16 protein-coding genes and 1 riboswitch are annotated in these 19444 nt (G+C 67.6%); of the genes, 2 read left to right on the top strand and 14 right to left on the bottom strand.

Going from position 1 to position 19444, the window contains the following annotated elements; genetic code table 11:
• A partial coding sequence (locus ACM14_RS30895) for an anhydro-N-acetylmuramic acid kinase (protein ID WP_175403297.1) occupies positions 1-166 on the top strand: 166 nt, incomplete at its 5' end.
• A gap of 197 nt (positions 167-363) precedes the next feature.
• On the opposite strand, the gene ACM14_RS23320 is transcribed toward ACM14_RS30895, so the two are convergent.
• The 7 genes from ACM14_RS23320 to rplM all read right to left on the bottom strand — a co-directional run bounded on the left by ACM14_RS23320 (position 364) and on the right by rplM (position 9139).
• Positions 364-1662 (bottom strand): NCS2 family permease, encoded by a 1299-nt coding sequence (locus tag ACM14_RS23320; protein ID WP_012207705.1) that lies wholly within the window; start codon positions 1660-1662, stop codon positions 364-366.
• A 176-nt stretch (positions 1663-1838) separates the two neighbouring features.
• On the bottom strand, positions 1839-4265 hold the full coding sequence (gene xdhB, locus ACM14_RS23315; protein ID WP_065347434.1) for a xanthine dehydrogenase molybdopterin binding subunit: 2427 nt from the start codon (positions 4263-4265) through the stop codon (positions 1839-1841).
• A 1-nt stretch (position 4266) separates the two neighbouring features.
• Positions 4267-5880: a xanthine dehydrogenase small subunit gene (gene xdhA / locus ACM14_RS23310; RefSeq protein WP_065347433.1), complete on the bottom strand. Its 1614-nt coding sequence runs from the start codon at positions 5878-5880 to the stop codon at positions 4267-4269.
• A 279-nt stretch (positions 5881-6159) separates the two neighbouring features.
• Positions 6160-7602 carry a multidrug transporter subunit MdtD gene (gene mdtD, locus ACM14_RS23305; RefSeq protein WP_013800450.1) on the bottom strand — a complete coding sequence of 481 codons (1443 nt, stop codon included), beginning with the start codon at positions 7600-7602 and terminating at the stop codon, positions 6160-6162.
• A gap of 116 nt (positions 7603-7718) precedes the next feature.
• The gene (gene erpA / locus ACM14_RS23300) at positions 7719-8093 is read right to left on the bottom strand and encodes an iron-sulfur cluster insertion protein ErpA (RefSeq protein ID WP_013800449.1); all 375 of its coding nucleotides are present in this window, start codon (positions 8091-8093) and stop codon (positions 7719-7721) included.
• A 214-nt stretch (positions 8094-8307) separates the two neighbouring features.
• Complete coding sequence (gene rpsI / locus ACM14_RS23295) at positions 8308-8700, bottom strand: 30S ribosomal protein S9 (protein WP_012207710.1); 393 nt, start codon at positions 8698-8700, stop codon at positions 8308-8310.
• A 10-nt stretch (positions 8701-8710) separates the two neighbouring features.
• Positions 8711-9139 (bottom strand): 50S ribosomal protein L13, encoded by a 429-nt coding sequence (gene rplM / locus ACM14_RS23290; RefSeq protein ID WP_012207711.1) that lies wholly within the window; start codon positions 9137-9139, stop codon positions 8711-8713.
• A 248-nt stretch (positions 9140-9387) separates the two neighbouring features.
• Here rplM and ACM14_RS23285 point away from each other — a divergent pair, with 248 nt between their 5' ends.
• Positions 9388-10260 (top strand): 23S rRNA (adenine(2030)-N(6))-methyltransferase RlmJ, encoded by an 873-nt coding sequence (locus ACM14_RS23285; RefSeq protein WP_063328516.1) that lies wholly within the window; start codon positions 9388-9390, stop codon positions 10258-10260.
• A gap of 7 nt (positions 10261-10267) precedes the next feature.
• Here the strand turns inward: ACM14_RS23285 and ACM14_RS23280 are convergent, their stop codons facing one another.
• The 7 genes from ACM14_RS23280 to ACM14_RS23250 all read right to left on the bottom strand — a co-directional run bounded on the left by ACM14_RS23280 (position 10268) and on the right by ACM14_RS23250 (position 19425).
• On the bottom strand, positions 10268-11185 hold the full coding sequence (locus ACM14_RS23280) for a septal ring lytic transglycosylase RlpA family protein (protein ID WP_065347432.1): 918 nt from the start codon (positions 11183-11185) through the stop codon (positions 10268-10270).
• Between the two features lie 78 nt (positions 11186-11263).
• Positions 11264-12091, bottom strand: a complete 828-nt coding sequence (metF, locus tag ACM14_RS23275) for a methylenetetrahydrofolate reductase [NAD(P)H] (protein ID WP_034397320.1) — start codon at positions 12089-12091, stop codon at positions 11264-11266.
• Between the two features lie 22 nt (positions 12092-12113).
• Positions 12114-13301, bottom strand: a complete 1188-nt coding sequence (locus ACM14_RS23270) for a TlyA family RNA methyltransferase (RefSeq protein ID WP_063328518.1) — start codon at positions 13299-13301, stop codon at positions 12114-12116.
• 157 nt (positions 13302-13458) lie between these two features.
• Complete coding sequence (gene ahcY, locus ACM14_RS23265; protein WP_013800445.1) at positions 13459-14889, bottom strand: adenosylhomocysteinase; 1431 nt, start codon at positions 14887-14889, stop codon at positions 13459-13461.
• A gap of 70 nt (positions 14890-14959) precedes the next feature.
• Positions 14960-15044: riboswitch (S-adenosyl-L-homocysteine riboswitch) on the bottom strand.
• Between the two features lie 7 nt (positions 15045-15051).
• Positions 15052-15795, bottom strand: coding sequence for a response regulator (locus ACM14_RS23260; RefSeq protein ID WP_065347431.1), 744 nt, complete (start codon positions 15793-15795; stop codon positions 15052-15054).
• Between the two features lie 26 nt (positions 15796-15821).
• Complete coding sequence (locus ACM14_RS23255; protein WP_065347430.1) at positions 15822-18527, bottom strand: sensor histidine kinase KdpD; 2706 nt, start codon at positions 18525-18527, stop codon at positions 15822-15824.
• A gap of 34 nt (positions 18528-18561) precedes the next feature.
• Positions 18562-19425, bottom strand: a complete 864-nt coding sequence (locus tag ACM14_RS23250) for a TorF family putative porin (protein WP_065347429.1) — start codon at positions 19423-19425, stop codon at positions 18562-18564.
• Positions 19426-19444 lie beyond the last annotated feature (19 nt).

Here is a 19444-nt window from a genome sequence, read left to right as displayed (position 1 = left end):
CGTGGCCGTGGACACCACGGCCGCGCGCGGCCTGCCGCCTCAGCAGGTGGAGGCCGCCGCCTTTGCCTGGCTGGCGCGCCAGGCCCTGCTGGGTTTGCCGGGCAACCTGCCCGCCGTGACGGGCGCACGCGGCCCGCGCATCCTGGGCGCCATCCACCCCGCATAAAAAAACCATGCAAGGCATCCGCCAAGCATGGGCCCACCAAACATCTTGCCTGAGCCCAAAGCCTATGAAACTGGCGCGGCCCAAAAGCAGGGACGCCGAGCAAGAGCCGCCTCGCGGCGAGGGCGTCGTCCCCCTCCCGCGAAGCGAGAGAGGGCGCCGTGCATACGGGGGAAGGCGCGTAAGCGCCTCAGGGGGTGCTATCCGCCTATATAGACGAACTTGAAGAGGAAGACGCCGCCGATCAGCCACACCATCCAGTGCACTTCCTTGGCGCGGCCCGTGAACAGCTTGAGCACGGCATAGGTGATGAAGCCGAAGGCCAAGCCATTGGCCACCGAGTAGGTGAAGGGCATGAGCAGGGCCGTGACGGCAGCGGGGATGGCCTCGGTGGTCTCACCCCATTCGATCTCGGTCAGCTCCTTGAGCATCAGGCAGGCCACGAAGAACAGCGCAGGCGCCGTGGCGTAGCCGGGCACCACGCCGGCCAGCGGCGACAGGAACAGGCAGCACAGGAAGAGCACGGCCACGGTCAGCGCCGTCAGGCCCGTGCGGCCGCCCGCCTGCACGCCGGCCGCGCTTTCCACATAGGCCGTGGTGCTGGAGGTGCCCAGCAGCGAGCCCGCGAAGATGGCGCCGCTGTCGGCCAGCAGCGAGCGGTTGAAGCGGCCCATGCGGCTGGGCACCAGCAGGCCGGCGCGCTTGGCCACGCCCATCAGCGTGCCCGTGGCATCGAACAGCTCGACCAGGAAGAACACCAGCACCACGTTGAGGATGCCGCCCGTCAGCGCGGACTTGATGTCCAGCTGCAGGAAGGTGGGCGCAATGGAGGGTGGCGCCGAGAACACGCCGTGGAACTCGTTGCCTGCGAAGAAGAACGAGGCCACGGTGACCGCGACGATGCCGATCAGGATGGCGCCCGGCACCTTCAGGCGGTCCAGCACCACGATGATCAGAAAGCCCAGCGAAGCCAGGATGACTTCGGGCTTGTGCAGATCGCCCAGGGTCACGAAGGTGGCCGGCGATGCCGCGACGATGCCCGCGCTCTTGAGCGCGATCAGCGCCAGGAACAGGCCAATGCCCACGGTGATCGCTATGCGTATGGACTGCGGTATGCCCTTGATGATCAGCTCCCGCAGGCCGAACAGCGTCACCAGCAGGAACAGGCAGCCCGAGACAAAGACCGCGCCCAGCGCGGCCTGCCAGGTGAAGCCCATGTGCAGCACCACCACGTAGGCGAAATAGGCGTTCAAGCCCATGCCCGGCGCCAGCGCGATGGGATAGTTGGCGTACAGCGCCATGATGGTCGTGCCCAGCGCCGCGATCAGGCAGGTGGCCACGAAGACGGCCCCCTTGGGCATCCCCGCATCCCCCAGGATCGAGGGATTGACGAAGATGATGTAGGCCATCGTCAGAAAGGTCGTCAGGCCCGCGACCAGCTCGGTTCTTACATTGGTGCCGTGCTCACTGAGCTTGAACACCCGTTCCATCCAGTTCATCGCATTGTCTCCGTGTTGTTTTCGCATGCGGGGCGCAACGGTTGTGAAAGCGCCCAGGGTTGAGCACCGGCTGTCCAGGCCGGCACAAGGCATGGCACCCTGCCGGGCAGCCATGGACCTGGTGGCGCGCATCGCTGCGCGCAGATTCAGGGAATGAGGGGGCGGCGCCGGTCCGCTCAGCTCCCGGCGGCCTGCACGGCCTCGATGGCGCGCAGGATGGATTCCGGCGTGGCCGGCGATTGCAGCGGCGGGTTGCTGCGGTGCCCGCCCGCGGCCGAGACGGCGTCGCGGATGGCGAAGAACACCGAGAACGGCAGCAGCAGCGGCGGCTCGCCCACGGCCTTGCTGCGGTGGATGGAGTCCTCGAAGTTGTCGCCCTCGAACAGCCGCACGTTGAACACGGGCGGGCAGTCATTGGCCGTCGGGATCTTGTAGGTGCTGGGCGCGTGCGTGGTGAGCTTGCCGCTTTGCGGGTGCCAGACCAGCTCTTCCGTGGTCAGCCAGCCCATGCCCTGGATGAAGGCGCCCTCGACCTGGCCCACGTCCACGGCCGGGTTCAGCGAGCGGCCCACGTCGTGCAGCACGTCGGCGCGCAGCAGCTTGAACTCGCCGGTCAGCGTGTCCACCACCACCTCGCTCACGGCCGCGCCGTAGGCGTAGTAGAAGAAGGGCCGGCCCTGCATGGTGTCCTTGTTCCACGACAGGCCGGGCGTGGCATAGAAGCCGTCGGACCACAGCTGCACGCGCTCGATGTAGGCCTCGCCCACCACGGCCTTGAAATCCAGCACCTTGCCGTTGACGTGGACCTGATCGTTGGCAAAGCGCACGTCCTGCGCGCGGCCGCCATGGCGCTCGGCGGCGCAGGCGGCCAGGCGTTCGCGGATCTGGCGCGCCGCATCCTGCGCGGCCTTGCCGTTGAGGTCGGCCCCCGTCGATGCCGCCGTGGCCGAGGTGTTGGCCACCTTGGTGGTGTCGGTGGCCGTGACGCGCACGCGCCCGAAGCCCACGCCCAGCTCGTGCGCCACGACCTGGGCCACCTTGGTGTTCAGGCCCTGGCCCATCTCGGTGCCGCCGTGGTTCACGAGGATGGAGCCGTCGTTGTAGACATGGACCAGGGCGCCGGCCTGGTTGAAGTGCTTGACGTTGAAGGAGATGCCGAACTTGAGCGGCGTCAGCGACAGGCCGCGCTTGAGCACGGGGCTGGCCGCGTTGAACTCGGCGATGGCATCGCGGCGCGCGCGGTAGTCGCTGCAGGTCTCCAGCTCGGCCACCAGCTCGTGGATCACGTTGTCGGTCACGACCTGGCTATAGGGCGTGACATTGCGCTCGGTCTTGCCATAGAAGTTGACGCGGCGCACATCGAGCGCATCGCGTCCCAGCTCGCGCGCCACCGTCTCCATGATGTTCTCGATGGCGATCGCGCCCTGCGGGCCGCCGAAGCCGCGGAACGCCGTATTGCTCTGGGTATTGGTCTTGCCGGAGTAGCCGTGCATGGACACATCGGGCAGCCAGTACGTGTTGTCGAAGTGGCACAGCGCGCGCGTCATCACGGGGCCGGACAGGTCGGCCGAGTGGCCGGCGCGCGAGACCATGGAGATCTCGGCGCCGAGGATGCGGCCCTCGTCGTCGTAGCCCACCTCGTACTCGTACCAGAAGCAGTGGCGGCGGCCCGTGATCATGAAGTCGTCATCGCGGTCCAGGCGCAGCTTGACGGGGCGGCGCAGCCGCGTCGCGGCCACCGAGGCCACGCAGGCGAACAGGGCCGACTGCGACTCCTTGCCGCCGAAGCCGCCGCCCATGCGGCGGCACTCCACATGCACGGCGTGCGAGGCCACGCCCAGCGCATGCGCCACCAGATGCTGCATCTCGCTGGGGTGCTGGGTGGAGCAGTACAGGTGGACGGCGCCGTCCTCCTTGGGAATGGCGTAGCTGATCTGGCCTTCCAGGTAGAACTGCTCCTGGCCGCCCACGTAGAACGATGACTTCAGGCGGTGCGGCGCCTCGTCCATGGCGCGGCGAGCGCCGCCTTCATTCGTGCTGCGCGCCAGGTGCATGGGCGGCAGCACGTACTGGCCCAGCTCATGCGCCTGCTGGGGCGTGAGCACGGGCGGCTCGGCCGTGATGTCGGCTGCCGCCTTGGCCTGGGCCGCAGCCAGGCGCGCAGCCTCGCGGCTTTCGGCGATCACGGCGAACAGCGGCTGGCCCAGGTAGCGGATCTCGCCGCTGCACAGGATGGGGTCGTCGTGGATGATGGAGCCGCAGTCGTTGACGCCGGGAATGTCCTCGCCCGTGAGCACGGCCACCACGCCGGGCATGGCGCGGATGGCATCCAGCCTGAGCGCATTGAGCCGGCCATTGGCCACGGGCGACAGGCCCAGCGCACAGTGCAGCGTGCCGTCCAGCTCGGGCAGGTCGTCGATGTAGGCGGCCTCGCCGGCCACATGCAGATGGGCCGATTCATGCGGGCGGCTGATGCCCACGCGCTGGCCCTGGGTGTGGGCACCGGCCTCGGCACGCTCGTCCACGCGGAAGGCGGTGTTCTTCAGGTAATGCGCAAAGGCCTCGGACGAGTGCAGCAGGGAGGGATCGATGGGGCGGTTCATTTCAGGCTCCTTGGTGCACTGCGTGGGGCATCACGCTCCAGACGCTGGTGGCCTGCAGCGGCAGCGGTTGCTGCGGACGTGTCTCCAGCCACAGGCGCTGCAGCAGGTTCTGCGCCACCTTGAGCCGGTAGTCGGCGCTGGCGCGCATGTCGGACATGGGCTTGAAGTCCTGGGCCAGCGCGGCCTGGGCGGCCTTCACTGCGGCCTGGTCCCAGGGCTGGCCCACGATGGCCGCCTCCGCCAGGGCCGCACGCTTGACCACGGCGGCCATGCCGCCAAAGGCCAGGCGGGCGGACTTCACCACCTCGCCATCGAGCTCGATGGCCAGCCCCGCGCACAGCGCCGAGATGTCGCAGTCAAAGCGCTTGCTGATCTTGTAGGCCCGGGTCTGGCGCCGTGCAGCGTCCAGCGGCACGGCCAGTGCCTGCACGAACTCGCCCGGCTCCAGCTGGTTCTTCATGTAGTCCAGATAGAAGTCATGCAGCGGCATGCGGCGCACGCGTGCGCCCTTGCGCAGCTCGATCTGCGCGTCCAGCGCCATCAGCACGGGCGGCGAGTCGCCAATGGGCGAGCCATTGGCCACGTTGCCACCCATGGTGCCCGCATGCCGGATGGGCACGGAGGCAAAGCGCAGCCACACGTCGGTCAGCCCCTCGAAGCGCTGCGACAGCGCCGACCAGGCCGATTCCAGCGAGGCACCGGCGCCGATGTACAGCTCGCCGCCTTCCAGGCTGCCCGCGCCGCGGCGTTCCTCGACGCGCTTCATCTCGGCCACGTCGCCCACATAGACGATGTCGCCCAGGTCGCGGAACTGCTTGGTCACCCACAGACCCACATCGGTGGAGCCTGCCAGCAGGCGCGCGCGGGGCTTGGCCTCGCACACGGCGGCCAGCTCGTCCAGCGTGCGCGGAGCGTGGAAGCTGTCCACACGGCCGCCCTGGGCGGCGTTGGGCGCGGTGTAGTCCAAGCCGGCATCCTGCGCGCGCAGGCCCTGCAGTGCCTGCACCACGGGGTCGGTGGCCATGCGCGTGGCGGGCAGGTCGAACATGCGCTGGCCTGCGTCCAGGATGGGACGGTAGCCCGTGCAGCGGCACAGATTGCCCGACAGCTCGTCGGCCAGTTGCTGGCGCGAGGGGCGCGTGCCGGCCTGCTGGTGGTGCTCGTAGGCCGACCACAGCGACATCACGAAGCCCGGCGTGCAAAAGCCGCACTGCGAGCCGTGACAGTCCACCAGCGCCTGCTGCACGGGGTGCAGTTCGGCACCGCCTGCGGGCTTGCCGGTGGCACAGCCCTGCTTGCCGGCGCACTGGCCCTTGACGTCCTCCACCGTGAAGAGCGCCTTGCCGTGCAGCGTGGGCAGGAACTGGATGCAGGCATTGACCGTCTGCAGCTGCAGGCCGCCCACCGCGTCGGGCGCGCCGTCTTCGGCCAGCTCGGCGATGACCACCGTGCAGGCGCCGCAGTCACCTTCGTTGCAGCCCTCCTTGGTGCCGGTGCAGCGCGCGTCGCCGCGCAGCCAGTCGAGCACCGAGCGCGTGGGATGCGGCCCCTGTACCTCGACGATCTGGCCGCGGTGATAGAAGCGGATGGGTTGGGAACTGGGGCTCTGGCTCATGCTCGTGGGGGCAACTGCTGGTGCGTGGACTGTTCGGATCACGACTTACGCAAATTCCGAGGAAGAAAGCCGCTGGCCCTGTGGCGATAGCGTGTTTGCGTTCTTGCTTGCGTAAGTCCTGCGGATGTACCCGAGATTAAGTCCAGCCCCGCCCAAACGCATAAGACGGCCTCGATATTTCCTATGCGGGCTGCCATATATCCTTGTCAAAAACAAGGGTAAACCCGCAACAAAAGTGTGGATTGCAGCGGTTCAGGGTTCAAAAGCTATGCACAGCCCTCACTCGTGCTCGGCCGGCTCCAGAGGCTTGGGCCGCACATCCTCATCGTCGCCGAGCTGCGAGAAGATCATGGTCGAGGCCAGCGTCACCGCGCCCATGCAGACGAAGGTGGCACGGAAGGCATTGAGGGTGTGCTGCGGCGTGTCGCCGCCGAACCATTCGCTGAAACCGGCCAGCACCGCACCTGCGGCGGCCACGCCCATGCCCATGGCCAGCATCTGCACCATGGACAGCAGGCTGTTGCCGCTGCTGGCGTTGCCGGCATCGAGGTCCTTGAGCGTGACGGTGTTCATGGCCGTGAACTGCATGGAGTTGGTGGCGCCGAAGATCAGCAGCTGGACGATGACCACCCACAGCGGCAGCGCCGTGGAGACCGTTCCGAAGCTGGCAATCATCAGCGACAGCACCAGGGTGTTGCCCATGAGCACGCGGCGGTAGCCGATGCGCTGGATCAGCGTGGTGGTCTGGCGCTTCATGGCCATGCTGGCCAGCACCGTGGGCAGCATCATCATGCCGGCCTGCAGCGGAGAGAAACCCAGGCAGACCTGCAGCACCAGCGGGATCAGGAAGGGCATGCAAGAGCTGCCCAGGCGCGAGAACAGGTTGCCCAGCAGGCCCACGCGCAGGCTGCGCACGGCAAACAGCTCGGGGGCGAACAGCGGGTCGGGCCGGCGCAGCGCGTGCAGCCAGTAGGCGGCCAGGCTGGCCAGGCCGAAGATCAGCAGCACGAAGACCATGGCGCCGTGGATGCCCTTGCCCGACATGCTGTCCAGCGCCAGCGACACGGCCACCATGCCGAATGCCAGCAGCGCATAGCCCACGCCGTCGAAGCGCTTGACGGCGAAGCGGTCGCCCACGGGCATGAAGCGCAGCGTGGCGGCCAGGCCGATCAGGCCCACGGGCACGTTGACCAGGAAGATCCAGTGCCAGCTCACGTACTCCACCATCCAGCCGCCCAGCGTGGGGCCGATCAGCGGCCCGACCAGGCCGGGGATGGCCACGAAGCTCATGGCCTTGAGGAACTGCTCGCGCGGAAAGGCGCGCAGCACGGCCAGCCGGCCCACGGGCATGAGCAGCGCCCCGCCCATGCCCTGCAGCACGCGCGCAGCCACCATCAGCTGCAGGTTGGGCGCAATCGCGCACATCACCGAGCCCAGCACGAACAGCGCAATCGCCCACAGGTAGACGCGCCGCGTGCCGAAGCGGTCGGCCATCCAGCCCGAGGCCGGGATCAGCATGGCCATGGTCAGCGAGTAGGCGACGATGACCGACTGCATGCGCAGCGGGCTCTCGCCCAGGGCCTCGGCCATGGTGGGCAGCGCGGTGTTGACGATGGTGCCGTCCAGCGTCTGCATGAAAAAGCCGATGGCCACAAGCCATAGCAGCACCGAACGCGAGGAGGATGTGGTGGAGGCGGAAGCGCTTTTGTCTTCAGGAATCATGGCAAGGCAGGAAGGGCGCAGGCGTTAAAAAACCGCCTGCGCATTGCTGCGCGGCGGTTGGTGGCGTGTTGTGCGGCGGGCTGCTGCGGGCTTCACTGCAGCGCGGCCGACAAGGCTTACACCGAGAAGCTCGATCCGCAGCCGCAGGTGGTGGAGGCGTTGGGGTTCTTGATCACGAACTGCGCGCCCTGCAGGTCTTCCTTGTAGTCGATCTCGGCACCCACCAGGTACTGGTAGCTCATGGCGTCGATCAGCAGCGACACGCCATTCTTGGTCATGGTCGTGTCGTCGTCGTTGGTGATCTCGTCGAAGGTGAAGCCGTACTGGAAGCCCGAGCAGCCGCCACCTTGCACGAACACGCGCAGCTTCAGGTCAGGGTTGCCTTCCTCGGCGATCAGATCGGCCACCTTGGCAGCTGCGCTGTCGGTGAAGACGATCGGGGTGGGCATTTCGGCGGTGGTGGTTTCGGTGATTTCTGCGACGGCGCTCATGGGGATACTCCGAAGTTCTCAATTGGCCCGAATGGTACAGCAAAGGGCTCGGGAATTCCCGGGGCCGCCGGCTTGACGACAGTGCAAGTGGGGGCATTGGCCACCGACGGCGAAGGTGAATGCGAAGGGTTTGCATCGCCCAGAAAAAAACCGCCGGCAAAGGCGGTTTTTTTCTGGGGAAAGCCCCGGGGGACTTTCCTGCAGTGCCAGCGGATTAACGCTTGGAGAACTGCTTGGCGCGGCGTGCGGAGCGCAGGCCGACCTTCTTACGTTCGACTTCACGAGCGTCACGCGTCACGAAGCCGGCTTGGCTCAGGACGGGCTTGAGCGCTGCGTCATAGTCGATCAGGGCGCGGGTGATGCCGTGGCGGGTAGCGCCGGCCTGGCCGGATTCACCACCACCGTGGACGTTCACTTGAATGTCGAAAGCTTCCAGGTTGCTCGTCAGAGCCAGGGGCTGCTTTGCGATCATGATCGAGGTTTCGCGGCCGAAGTATTCCTGAATGTCCTTGCCATTCACGGTAATCTTGCCGGAGCCCTTCTTCAGGAACACGCGTGCGACGCTGGATTTGCGACGGCCGGTGCCATTGTTCCAATCACCAATCATCTAGGTCTCCTTAGATTTCCAGAGCCTTGGGCTGCTGGGCGGTGTGGGGATGCTCAGCACCGCCGTACACCTTGAGCTTCTTGATCATTGCGTAGCCCAGGGGACCCTTGGGCAGCATGCCCTTGACGGCCTTTTCCAGAGCACGGCCGGGGAACTTGGCCTGCATGTCGCGGAAGTTGGTGGCAGTGATGCCGCCGGGGAAACCAGAGTGGCGGTAGTACACCTTGTCCAGGTTCTTGGTGCCGGTGACCTTGAGCTTGGAGGCGTTGATGATGACGATGAAGTCGCCGGTGTCAACGTGAGGTGTGTAAATGGCTTTGTGCTTGCCGCGCAGACGGAGTGCCACTTCGCTGGCGACACGTCCGAGCACCTTATCGGTGGCGTCAATCACAAACCACTCGTGTTGCACCTCAGCGGGCTTTGCGCTGAATGTAGACATGAGTTTTCTCTTTCAAGAAAGGTTTGGCGGGCCCTTTTCCGCGGTCGGCGCTTCTTCAAAAAGGAAGCCTCTTAGGCGGGGATGTAAACTTCGCCGCGGGACCCTAAAATCGCTGCGAAGCCCTCCATTATACAAAAACGGCAGGCCTTCGCCATCCCCCCCTTGCGCCGCACTGGCTTCAGCGCCGGCCCCCATCCTTCAGCCGCCACGGACAACCACCCGGCAGCGCGGCTGGTTACCATACGCCTATGTTCAGTTACCGCCACGCCTTCCATGCAGGCAACCATGCCGATGTGCTCAAGCACACCGTGCTGATCGCCACCCTGCAATACCTCCTCCAGAAGGATGCCGCCCTCACGGTGCTGGACACGCACGCCGGCGCCGGCCTGTACCGACTGGACGGCGACTACGCCAACAAGAGCGGCGAGTCCGCCGACGGCATCATGCGCCTGGCCCAGGCCAAGGAGGCCGAGCTGGCCCCGGTGCTGCAGGCCTACCTGGCCACGGTGCGCTCCTTCAACCAGGGCGCGCAGCTGCGCAACTACCCGGGCTCGCCCTTCATCATCCAGTCCCTGCTGCGCGTGCAGGAGCGCGACAAGCTCAAGGTCTTCGAGCTGCATCCCACCGACATGCGCTCGCTGGCGGGCAACATTGCCCAGCTCGAAGCGGGCCGCCAGGTGGCCGTGCTGCACGAGGACGGCTTCGAAGGCATCAAGAAATTCCTGCCGCCACCGTCGCGCCGCGCCCTGGTGCTGTGCGACCCCAGCTACGAGCTCAAGAGCGACTACGCCAAGGTGCTGGACATGGCGGCCGACAGCCTCAAGCGCTTTGCCACAGGCACGTATGCGGTCTGGTATCCGATCATCCCGCGCCCCGAGGCGCACGATCTGCCGCGCCGCCTGAAGACCATGACCACCAAGGCCGGCAAGAGCTGGCTGCATGTGGAGCTCACGGTCAAGAGCAACAAGACGTCGGAGCGCGGCGGCCTGCCGGCCAGCGGCATGTTCCTGATCAATCCGCCGTTCAATCTCAAGGAACAGCTCAAGCCGGCCATGCCGCAGCTGGTCAAGCTGCTCGGTCAGGACGAGAACGCGGCCTTCACGCTCGAATCGGGCGGCTGAACACGGTTCAGCGCGAGCTCGACGCCGCAGAGGCCACTGCCGTGGCCGAGGCTGCGGCGGGCGCTGCGGCCTTCGCCACCGGCTTGGCGGCAGGGGCGGCACGGCTGGCCACGGCCGTGCGTGCATTGGGCCTGGGTGCGGGCGCCTTGGCCTGCACACGCGGCCGGACCGGGGCCTTTGCCTGAACCTGGGTCCGCGCCTGCGTTTGTGTTTGTGTCTGTGCCCTGGCCTGCTGAGTCTTCTTGAGGGACTCTGCCTTCCTGGCCGTGACCAGGGTTTCGGGGCATTCTTCCTCGCCTTCGTCGAGCTGCCACAGCTCCACGGGCTTGATGCCCAGGCCGACCATGCCCAGCTCCTGCGCAGCAGCCTGGCTCAGGTCGATCACGCGGCCGGGCGCAAACGGCCCCCGGTCATTGATGCGCACCACCACCGTCCTGCCTGTCGCGGCGCTGCGCACGCAGACACGGCTACCGAAGGCGAAGCTGCGGTGCGCAGCCGTCAGCTCTTCCTTGTCGAAACGTTCGCCGCTGGCCGTCAGCCGGCCATGCAGGCCCGGGCCATACCAGGAGGCCAGGCCTTGCTGGTCGCTGTCGCGAGATGGAACGAGGGCGAAATCGGGATTGGAGGGAGTGTCGGCACTCTCTTCGGGCGAAGCCGGTTCGGAGGGCCTGGCATCCGCGGACCTGCTGGCGGGCGGCGTGGCCCGCGAGGCGCGGCTGCTGCGCTTGCCTGCGGAGGGAACGGCCGCAGGCGTCTGGCCTTCAGCCATGGACTCGGCGCCTGCCGAACCGGCAGAACCGGCCATCAGGGCGCCGGACTCGGCATCGGTTTCGGCCACGGGAGCCGGTGCGCAGCCAGCCAGGGTGGCGGTGATGGCACACATGGCCAGCCAGCGCCAATGCAGGCGTCGAAAACTACGATCCATGGGCAAAAACCTCCAGGGAACGCCTGACCGTTCCCAAGTTCTAGAGGGCCGCCCGGGGCCGGCGCAGTGGCTGCGCGCTCAAAGGCCCAATCGATCGCAGATTTCCAGCGTGGCGACGCTCTGGTTCATCGTATAGAAGTGCAGCCCGGGAGCGCCCTGGCTGCGCAACTGCTCGCATAGACGGGACACGACATCGAGGCCGAAGGCGCGAATGGACGCCGTGTCATCTCCGTAAGCCTGCAGACGCAGGCGGATCCAGCGCGGGATCTCGGCGCCGCAGGCGTCCGAGAAGCGCATCAGCTGCGTAGAGCTGGTGATGGGCATGATGCCGGGAACAACCGGTGCATCAAGCCCCATGCCGCGCGCCGCATCAACGAAACGGCAGTAGGCGTCGGCATTGTAGAAATATTGGGTGATCGCGGAATCCGCGCCAGCGCGCACTTTAGCCGCAAACGCTTCCAGATCGGAATGTGGGGATTTCGCCTGCGGGTGGACCTCGGGATAGGCTGCCACCTCGATGTGGAACCAGTCGCCGAACTCGCGGCGGATGAATTCCACGAGGTCGCTGGCGTACTGGAATTCACCGCCCAGGCCGTAGCCGCTGGGCAGGTCGCCGCGCAGCGCGACGATGCGGCGCACGCCCATGGCCTTGAGCTCCTGCAGCTCGGCACGCACCTTGTCGTGCGTGGCGCCCACGCAGGAGAAATGCGATGCCGCACTGACGCCTTCGCTCTGGATGTCACGCACCATGTTGAAGGTGCCGGCCTGCGTAGAGCCGCCCGCGCCATAGGTGACGGAGCAGAACTGGGGCTTGCGCGCATAGAGGTTCTTGCGCACCTGAACATGCTTGGCCGCGCCTTCGGGCGTCTTGGTCGGGAAGAATTCGAAGCTGATCGGAAAGCTCATGTAAGACTCACTGCTCAGTGTTTCATTCGTTGCGTTTGCGCAGCTTGGCGCGGCCCGGTCCGGGCACGCCGAACTCGGTGCTGGTGTCGATCACACGCTCGTTGCGCTGCTCGCGCAGCACGGTGCGGGACACGCGCTTGGGCGCGGCTTTCACGGCCGAACGGGGCTCGTCGTCGTCCTGCGTTTCAGGCTGTGCAGGCTCCTTCACCACGGCCGCCTGCTGGGCATGCACGAAAAATTCGCGGTTGCCGTCACCGCCTTCGATGGCCGACTCCATCCAGCCCTTGACCTCCAGCCCCAGCTCGCCCAGGCAGGTGCGGATGCGCTGCTCCACCTCGGTGAACAGGGCCGCATCGCGCACGATGCCGCCCTTGCCGACCTGGCCCGGCTGCAGTTCGAACTGCGGCTTGACCAGCATCAGCAGCTGGCCATGCGGCTTGAGCAGGCGCGTGACGGCCGGCAGCACCAGGGTCAGCGAGATGAAGGACAGATCGCCCGTGACGAAGTCGAACTGCGGCGTGATGTCCACGTCGGCAAACTCGGCGCGGCGGCGGCGCTGCGTGGCCACCGTGCCTTCTTCCCGGGCCTTGCCCTTGGCCGCGCGCTCGGCCTTGAAAGCCTCGATCTCTTTTTCCTTGGCGTCGTCGCTGTCGTCGTAGTCTTCATCGACCAGACCGCCGTTGCGCATCCAGGCATAGGGCGCCACGGGCTGGGTGTCGTTGTCGTCGGGATCTTCTTCCCAGCGTTCGGACAGCACTTCCTCGCAGGACTCCTGCAGGCCCTCGGCCGTCACCGCGCGGGCGTTGACGCCCTCGACGCAGATCACACGCACATCCGAGCGCAGCCGGTCATGCAACTGGCCGTGGCCCACGTCCACGCCGATGACCTGGGCGGCGCCCGCCTGCAGCAGGCAGTCGGTGAAGCCGCCCGTGCTCTGGCCCACGTCCAGGCAGCGCAGGCCGTCCACCGACAGCTTGGTGGCCGCCAGCGCGCCTTCCAGCTTCAGCCCACCGCGCGAGATGAACCGGGCCTCGGCCCCGTCCAGCAGCTGCAACTCGGCACCCGCAGGAATCTCGTCGCCGTTCTTGGCAACCTTCTTCCAAGGCGTCAGCGGCGTCATGCGCCATTGCACGCCACCCGCAATCAGCCGCTGCGCCTGCGAGCGCGTGGCCGCATGGCCGGCTTCCACCAAAAATACATCTGCGCGCATAGCGTCGCTCCAGGAAATCTCAGTTGACTAATGCCCGAAACCGGCGCGACCCAACTCAGGGACGCCAAGCAAGGGCCGCCCCGCAGCGAGGGCGTCGTCCCCCTCCTCCGCGAAGCGGATAGAGAGGGGGAAGGCGCGTCAGCGCCTCAGGGGGTGCTTAGTAGCGATAAGTTTCGGGCTTGTAGGGGCCCTGCTTGCTCACGCCGATATAGGCAGCCTGGCCGTCCGTCAGTTCGGTCAGCATGGCGCCGACCTTCTTCAGGTGCAGGCGGGCAACCTTCTCGTCCAGGATCTTGGGCAGCACGTAGACCTTGCCGACCTCGTAGGCATCGGGCTTGGTGAACAGCTCGATCTGGGCGATGGTCTGGTTGGCGAACGAGGCGCTCATCACGAAGCTGGGGTGGCCGGTGGCGCAACCCAGGTTCACCAGGCGGCCCTTGGCCAGCAGGATGATCTTCTTGCCGTCAGGGAAGGTGATGTGGTCCACCTGGGGCTTGATTTCTTCCCACTGGTACTGCTCGATGGAGGCGACATCGATTTCGTTGTCGAAGTGGCCGATGTTGCAGACGATGGCTTCGTTCTTCATGGCCACCATGTGCTCGTGGCGGATGATGTCGCGGTTGCCGGTGGTGGTCACGAAGATGTCGGCCTTGTCGGCTGCCCACTCCATGGTCACGACCTTGTAGCCTTCCATGGCGGCCTGCAGGGCGTTGATGGGATCGATCTCGGTGACCCAGACCTGGGCCGACAGCGCGCGCAGCGCCTGGGCGCAGCCCTTGCCCACGTCGCCGTAGCCGGCCACCACGGCAACCTTGCCGGCGATCATCACGTCGGTGGCGCGCTTGATGCCGTCCACCAGCGATTCGCGGCAGCCGTAGAGGTTGTCGAACTTGCTCTTGGTGACGGAGTCGTTGACGTTGATGGCACGGAACTTCAGCGTGCCCTTGGCCGACATCTCGTTGAGGCGGTGCACGCCGGTCGTGGTCTCTTCGGTCACGCCGATGATGTGGGCGCTCTTGCGCGTGTACCAGGTGGGGTCCTGGGCCAGCTTGGCGCGGATGGCGGCGAAGGCGATCTTCTCTTCTTCGGAGGCGGGGTTATCCAGCACGGACAGGTCCTTTTCGGCGCGCATGCCCAGGTGCAGCAGCATGGTGGCGTCGCCGCCGTCGTCCAGGATCATGTTCGGGCCTTCGCCTTCGGTGCCGGCGGCGCCGAATTCAAAGATGCGGTGGGTGTAGTCCCAGTAGTCGGCCAGCGATTCGCCCTTGATGGCGAACACGGGCGTGCCGGTTTCCGCGATGGCGGCAGCAGCGTGGTCCTGCGTCGAGAAGATGTTGCACGACGCCCAGCGCACTTCGGCGCCCAGGGCCTTGAGCGTCTCGATCAGCACGGCCGTCTGGATGGTCATGTGCAGCGAGCCGGTGATGCGCGCGCCCTTGAGGGGCTGGGCAGCGGCGAATTCCTCGCGCGTGGCCATCAGGCCGGGCATTTCGGTTTCGGCGATCAGGATTTCCTTGCGGCCCCAGGCAGCGAGGGAAATGTCAGCGATGGCCGTGTCGGCGGAAACGGGACGAACAGCAGCGTTCATGGTTTTCTCCAAAAGATGAATGAAAAACCACGTTCTGCGGGAGACGAAAAAAAGCTCACCGCACAGAAAGCGTGGGCGAGCGTCGTTGCAGGTATTACTCCGAGCCTCGCGACCACGCCTGATGTGTGGGGGCCGCTGCAACGCTCCTCGGAGAGGCGCCGATTATACCGATCCCGTGGATGCCTCACCGCCCAGCCCCACAAGCCGGTAGCCCACCTGCAGCTCGGTCACCAGGTGGCGCGGCTGGGCCGGCTCGTCCTCGATCTTCTGGCGCAGATTGGCCATGTGCACGCGCAGGTAGTGGGCGCGGCTCAGGTACTCGGGGCCCCAGACCTGCAGCAGCAGCTGGCGGTGGGTCATCACACGGCCCTGGGCGGCGATCAGGGCCGCCAGCAGGCGGAATTCGATGGGCGTGAGGTGCACCGGCTGCCCCGCACGCCGCACCTCATGCGTGGCCAGGTCCACCTGCACCGGGCCGAAGTGCACCTTGCTGGACGCGGCGGTGCCGCCCGCCCCACCGGCGGCGCCCAGCTGCTGGCGGCGGCGCAGCATCACGCGCAGCCGGGCCAGCAGCTCGGGCACGCCGAAGGGCTTGACCAGGTAGTCGTCGGCGCCGGCATCCAATGCGGCCACCTTCTCGTCCTCACGCTCGCGCGCGGAGAGCACGAGCACGGGCACGGAGGACCACCCGCGCAGCTCGGTCAGGACCTGCTTGCCATCGGCGTCCGGCAGGCCCAGGTCGAGGATGACCAGGTCGGGCTGGCGGCTGGCGGCCTCGATCAGGCCGCGGCGCGCGCTGTCGGCCTCGAAGACCTGCCAGCCTTCGTCTTCCAGCACCAGGCGCACGAAGCGGCGGATGCCGGGGTCGTCCTCGATCATCAGGATGCGGTTGGCGGGCGTGCTCATGGGGTGCTTTCGTGCATGGCGGGACTCTAATCCAGCGCAGGCTGCTCGGGCACGGGAAAGCGCAGCGTGAAGATGGTGCCCGGGCCGGGCCGTGCGGCGGCAGCCTCGATGCGCCCGCCATGCGCCTCGACAATGCTGCGCACCAGCGCCAGGCCCAGGCCGATGCCCGAGACGGTGGACTCGGCCGTGCCGCGCGTGAAGGGCTCGAACAGCGTCTCCACCGGCAGGTGGGATGGCAGGCCCGGCCCGCCGTCGCGCACGGACAGCAGCAGTTCGCCATCCTGCACGCGCGCACTGATGGCCAGCGGCGTGCCGGCCGGCGTGTACTTGGCGGCGTTGTCCAGCAGATTGACCAGCACGCGCTCCATGAGCAGGGCATCGAGCTGCAGCAGCGGCAGGCTGGCGGGCACGTCGGTGCTCACGGGATGCTGGCCCAGGCGCGCGCGCATCTGGCGCAGCGCGCTGCCCACCACTTCGTCCAGCGGCAGCCATTCGCGCTGCAGGTGCACGCCGCCTTGCTGCAAGCGCGCCATGTCCAGCAGGTTCTCCACCAGGCGCTGCATGGCCTGCGCCTGGATGCGGACCTGCTCCAGCATGTCGGCCGCGCCGCCCGGCGGCACATGGCGCTGCGCGGCCTCGGCCGCGCCCAGGATGGTGGTCAGCGGGGTGCGCAGGTCGTGCGAGACGGCCGACAGCAGGGTGTTGCGCATGCGCTCGCCCTCCATGGCGATCTGGGTCTGCTGGGCCACGGCCACGAAGTGCTGGCGCTCCAGCGCCAGCGCCACCTGGCTGGCGCAGGCCTCCAGCAAACGCTGCTCCTCGGGCACCTCCAGGCGCTGCGGCGCACGCAGCTGCAGCACCAGCACGCCGCGCATGCGCACGGGTGCGGCCAGCGGCACATAGCGGGCCGGTGCGGCCGGCAGCGTGTCCGTACCCTGGCCGGCCTGCTGGCCATGGTCCATGGCCCAGCGCGCAATGCTGTCGTCCATGGGGCAGGAGCCGCCGCCGGCGGGGCGCAGGCGCTCGTCGGCATCGGGCAGCAGCAGCCCGGCCTGGGCGTCGAACACGCCCGAGACCGTGCGCAGCGCAATCTCCACCACCTGCTCCTGCGTGAGCGCGCCCGACAGGTCGCGCGCCAGCCGGGCCAGGGCGCCCGCGCGCCGCTCGCGCTCGGCCGCCACGCGCGCCTCGTGGCGCAGCCGCGCCATGAGCTGGCCGCAGACCAGGGCCACGCCCAGCATCAGCACGAAGGTGAACAGGTACTGCGTGTCGTTGACATGGAAGGATCCGCGCGGGGGCACGAAGAAAAAGTCGAAGCACAGTACCGACAGCAGCGCCGCCCAGGCGCCCGGGCCACGCCCCCAGCGCAACGAAGACAGCACGACGATGAGCAGGAACAGCATCACCACGTTGGCCGGGTCGAAGATGCGCAGCAGCTGCTCGGCCAGCACCGTGGCGGTCAAGCAGGCCAGGGTCACGCCGGCATAGCCCTTCCAGGGCAGCGGCCTGCGCCGCAGCGGTGCGGCAGGCGCGGCCTCGGTCCGGGCCGCGCTGGAGCCCCCGGAGAGCACCAGCACGTCGATGTCGGGATGCAGCTGGACGATGCGGTCAGGCAGGCTGCGGCCCCACCAGCGCCAGGGCGACCATGCCGGGCGCGGCGGCTGGGCCAGTACCAGGCGGCTGGCGTTGCGCTCGCGCGCGAAGGCAACCAGGGCCTCGGCCACATCGGCGCCCGGCAGCGTGGCCGTCTCGGCCCCCAGGCGCGCGGCCAGGGCCAGGGTCTTGAGCACGGCGGCCTGCACGCTGCGCGGGCGGTGCTGGCGCTGGGGGGCGTCCACGTAGACCACCATCCAGTCCGCATCGAGCCGTCGCGCCATGCGCGCGACCTGGCGCACCAGCGCGTCGTCGCCCGCGTGGCCGGCCACCGCCACCAGCAGGCGCTCGCGCGCAGGCCAGACCGTGCCTATGGAGCGCTCGCGCCGGTAGTCGCGCATGTCCTCGTCCACGCGGTCGGCCGTGCGGCGCAGCGCCAGCTCGCGCAGCGCCAGCAGGTTGCCGCGCCTGAAGAAGTTGCGTGAGGCCCGCTCGGCCTGCTCCAGCATGTAGACCTTGCCGTCCTTCAACCGGCGCAGCAGTTCGTCGGGCGAGATGTCGACGACGATGACCTCGTCGGCATCGTCGAAGATCTGGTCGGGCACGGTCTCGCGCACCGTGATGCCGACGATGCTGCCCACCACGTCGTTCAGGCTTTCCAGGTGCTGCACGTTGATCGTGGTCCAGACATCGATGCCTGCGTCCAGCAACTCCTGCACGTCCTGCCAGCGCTTGGGATGGCGCGAACCCGGCGCATTGCTGTGCGCCAGTTCATCGAGCAGCAGCACGCGCGGCCGCCGCGCGAGCGCCGCATCCAGGTCGAACTCGCGCAGCGTCCGCCCCTGGTGCGGCAGCTCGCGCAGCGGCAGCTGCTCCAGGCCATGCAGTTGCTGCGCCGTTTCCTTGCGGCCATGGGTTTCCACGAGTCCCACCAGAACCTCGCGGCCCCCCTGGCGTTCGCGCTGGGCGGCGGCCAGCATGGCGTAGGTCTTGCCCACGCCTGCGTTCGATCCGAAGTAGATGCGCAGCTTGCCCCATCCCTCCTGCGCCCGCTCATGGCGCAGGCGCGCGACCAGGGCGTCGGGATCGGGGCGCGGCAGACCGGGCGGCGCCGGCTCGGCAGAGGACGAAATGGGCATGGTTCTCAGCCTAGCACCAGAGCGTGCTCCCACACTAGAACGCCGCCGACAGCGACAGAACCCAGCCGCTGCGGCCCAGGCTTTGCATCTGGCCCGCCGCGTTGGCCGCGCGGTAGTAGCGCGTGTCGGCCGAGGTACCGGCCCAGGCCAGCGTGGCCGTCCACGGTCCCCAGCTGCGGGCCAGCGAGACGCGCCAGTCGGCATATGACAGTTCGCTGTAGTTGCGCACCTGCGTGTGGCCGGCATGCAGGCCCAGCACGGCCCAGTCGCCCAACGGGTGCTGGTAGTTCAGGTCCAGATAGCTGCTGCCGCGTGAGCTGCCGCTGCCGGGAAGTGCCTCGGCAAAGGCCGTGGCCGCCGTGCTGTCGCGCAGCCCGAAGTAAGGCGTCAGCGCCAGCGACCATTTGGCGCTGAAGCCGCCGTTGGTGACGCCCAGATAGGCCTCGGTGGTGTCGTAGCGCACGCCGCCGCTGCCATCCCCGCGGGGCACGCGCGCGCCGGGGTAGTTGTAGTGCAGCAGGCCGATGTCGCCCGTCCAGCCCGGCAGCAGCTCGGTACGCCAGCCGCCGTACAGGTCCAGCTCCAGCGCGCGGCCGTCCAGATAGCTGTGGCGCGACACGCTGGAGCCGGACACGCCCAGGTAGGCGCCGCGCGGCAGCGACAGCTCCAGCCCGCCCTGCAGCGCAGGCCCCATCCAGCTTTGCGAGATGCCACGGAAACGGTAGTCGCTGAGCAGCGTCACGCTGCCGGTGAGGGCGTAGGCGGGTGCGGGCGATTCCTGGGCAGCGGCACTGGCAGCGCTGACGGGGGAGGTCTCGGCCTGCGCATGGCAGGATGCGGCCGCCAGCGACAGCAGTGCGGCCAGAGAGAAACGGGGAACGGCACAAGCGGCCGTCATGGAAGAAACGGATTTCATC

The organism is Delftia sp. JD2 (assembly GCF_001682645.1).
GTDB lineage: Bacteria > Pseudomonadota > Gammaproteobacteria > Burkholderiales > Burkholderiaceae_C > Comamonas > Comamonas acidovorans.
The sequence above is the reverse complement of the archived record's forward strand: the minus strand, read 5'-3'. Positions and strand labels throughout refer to the sequence as shown.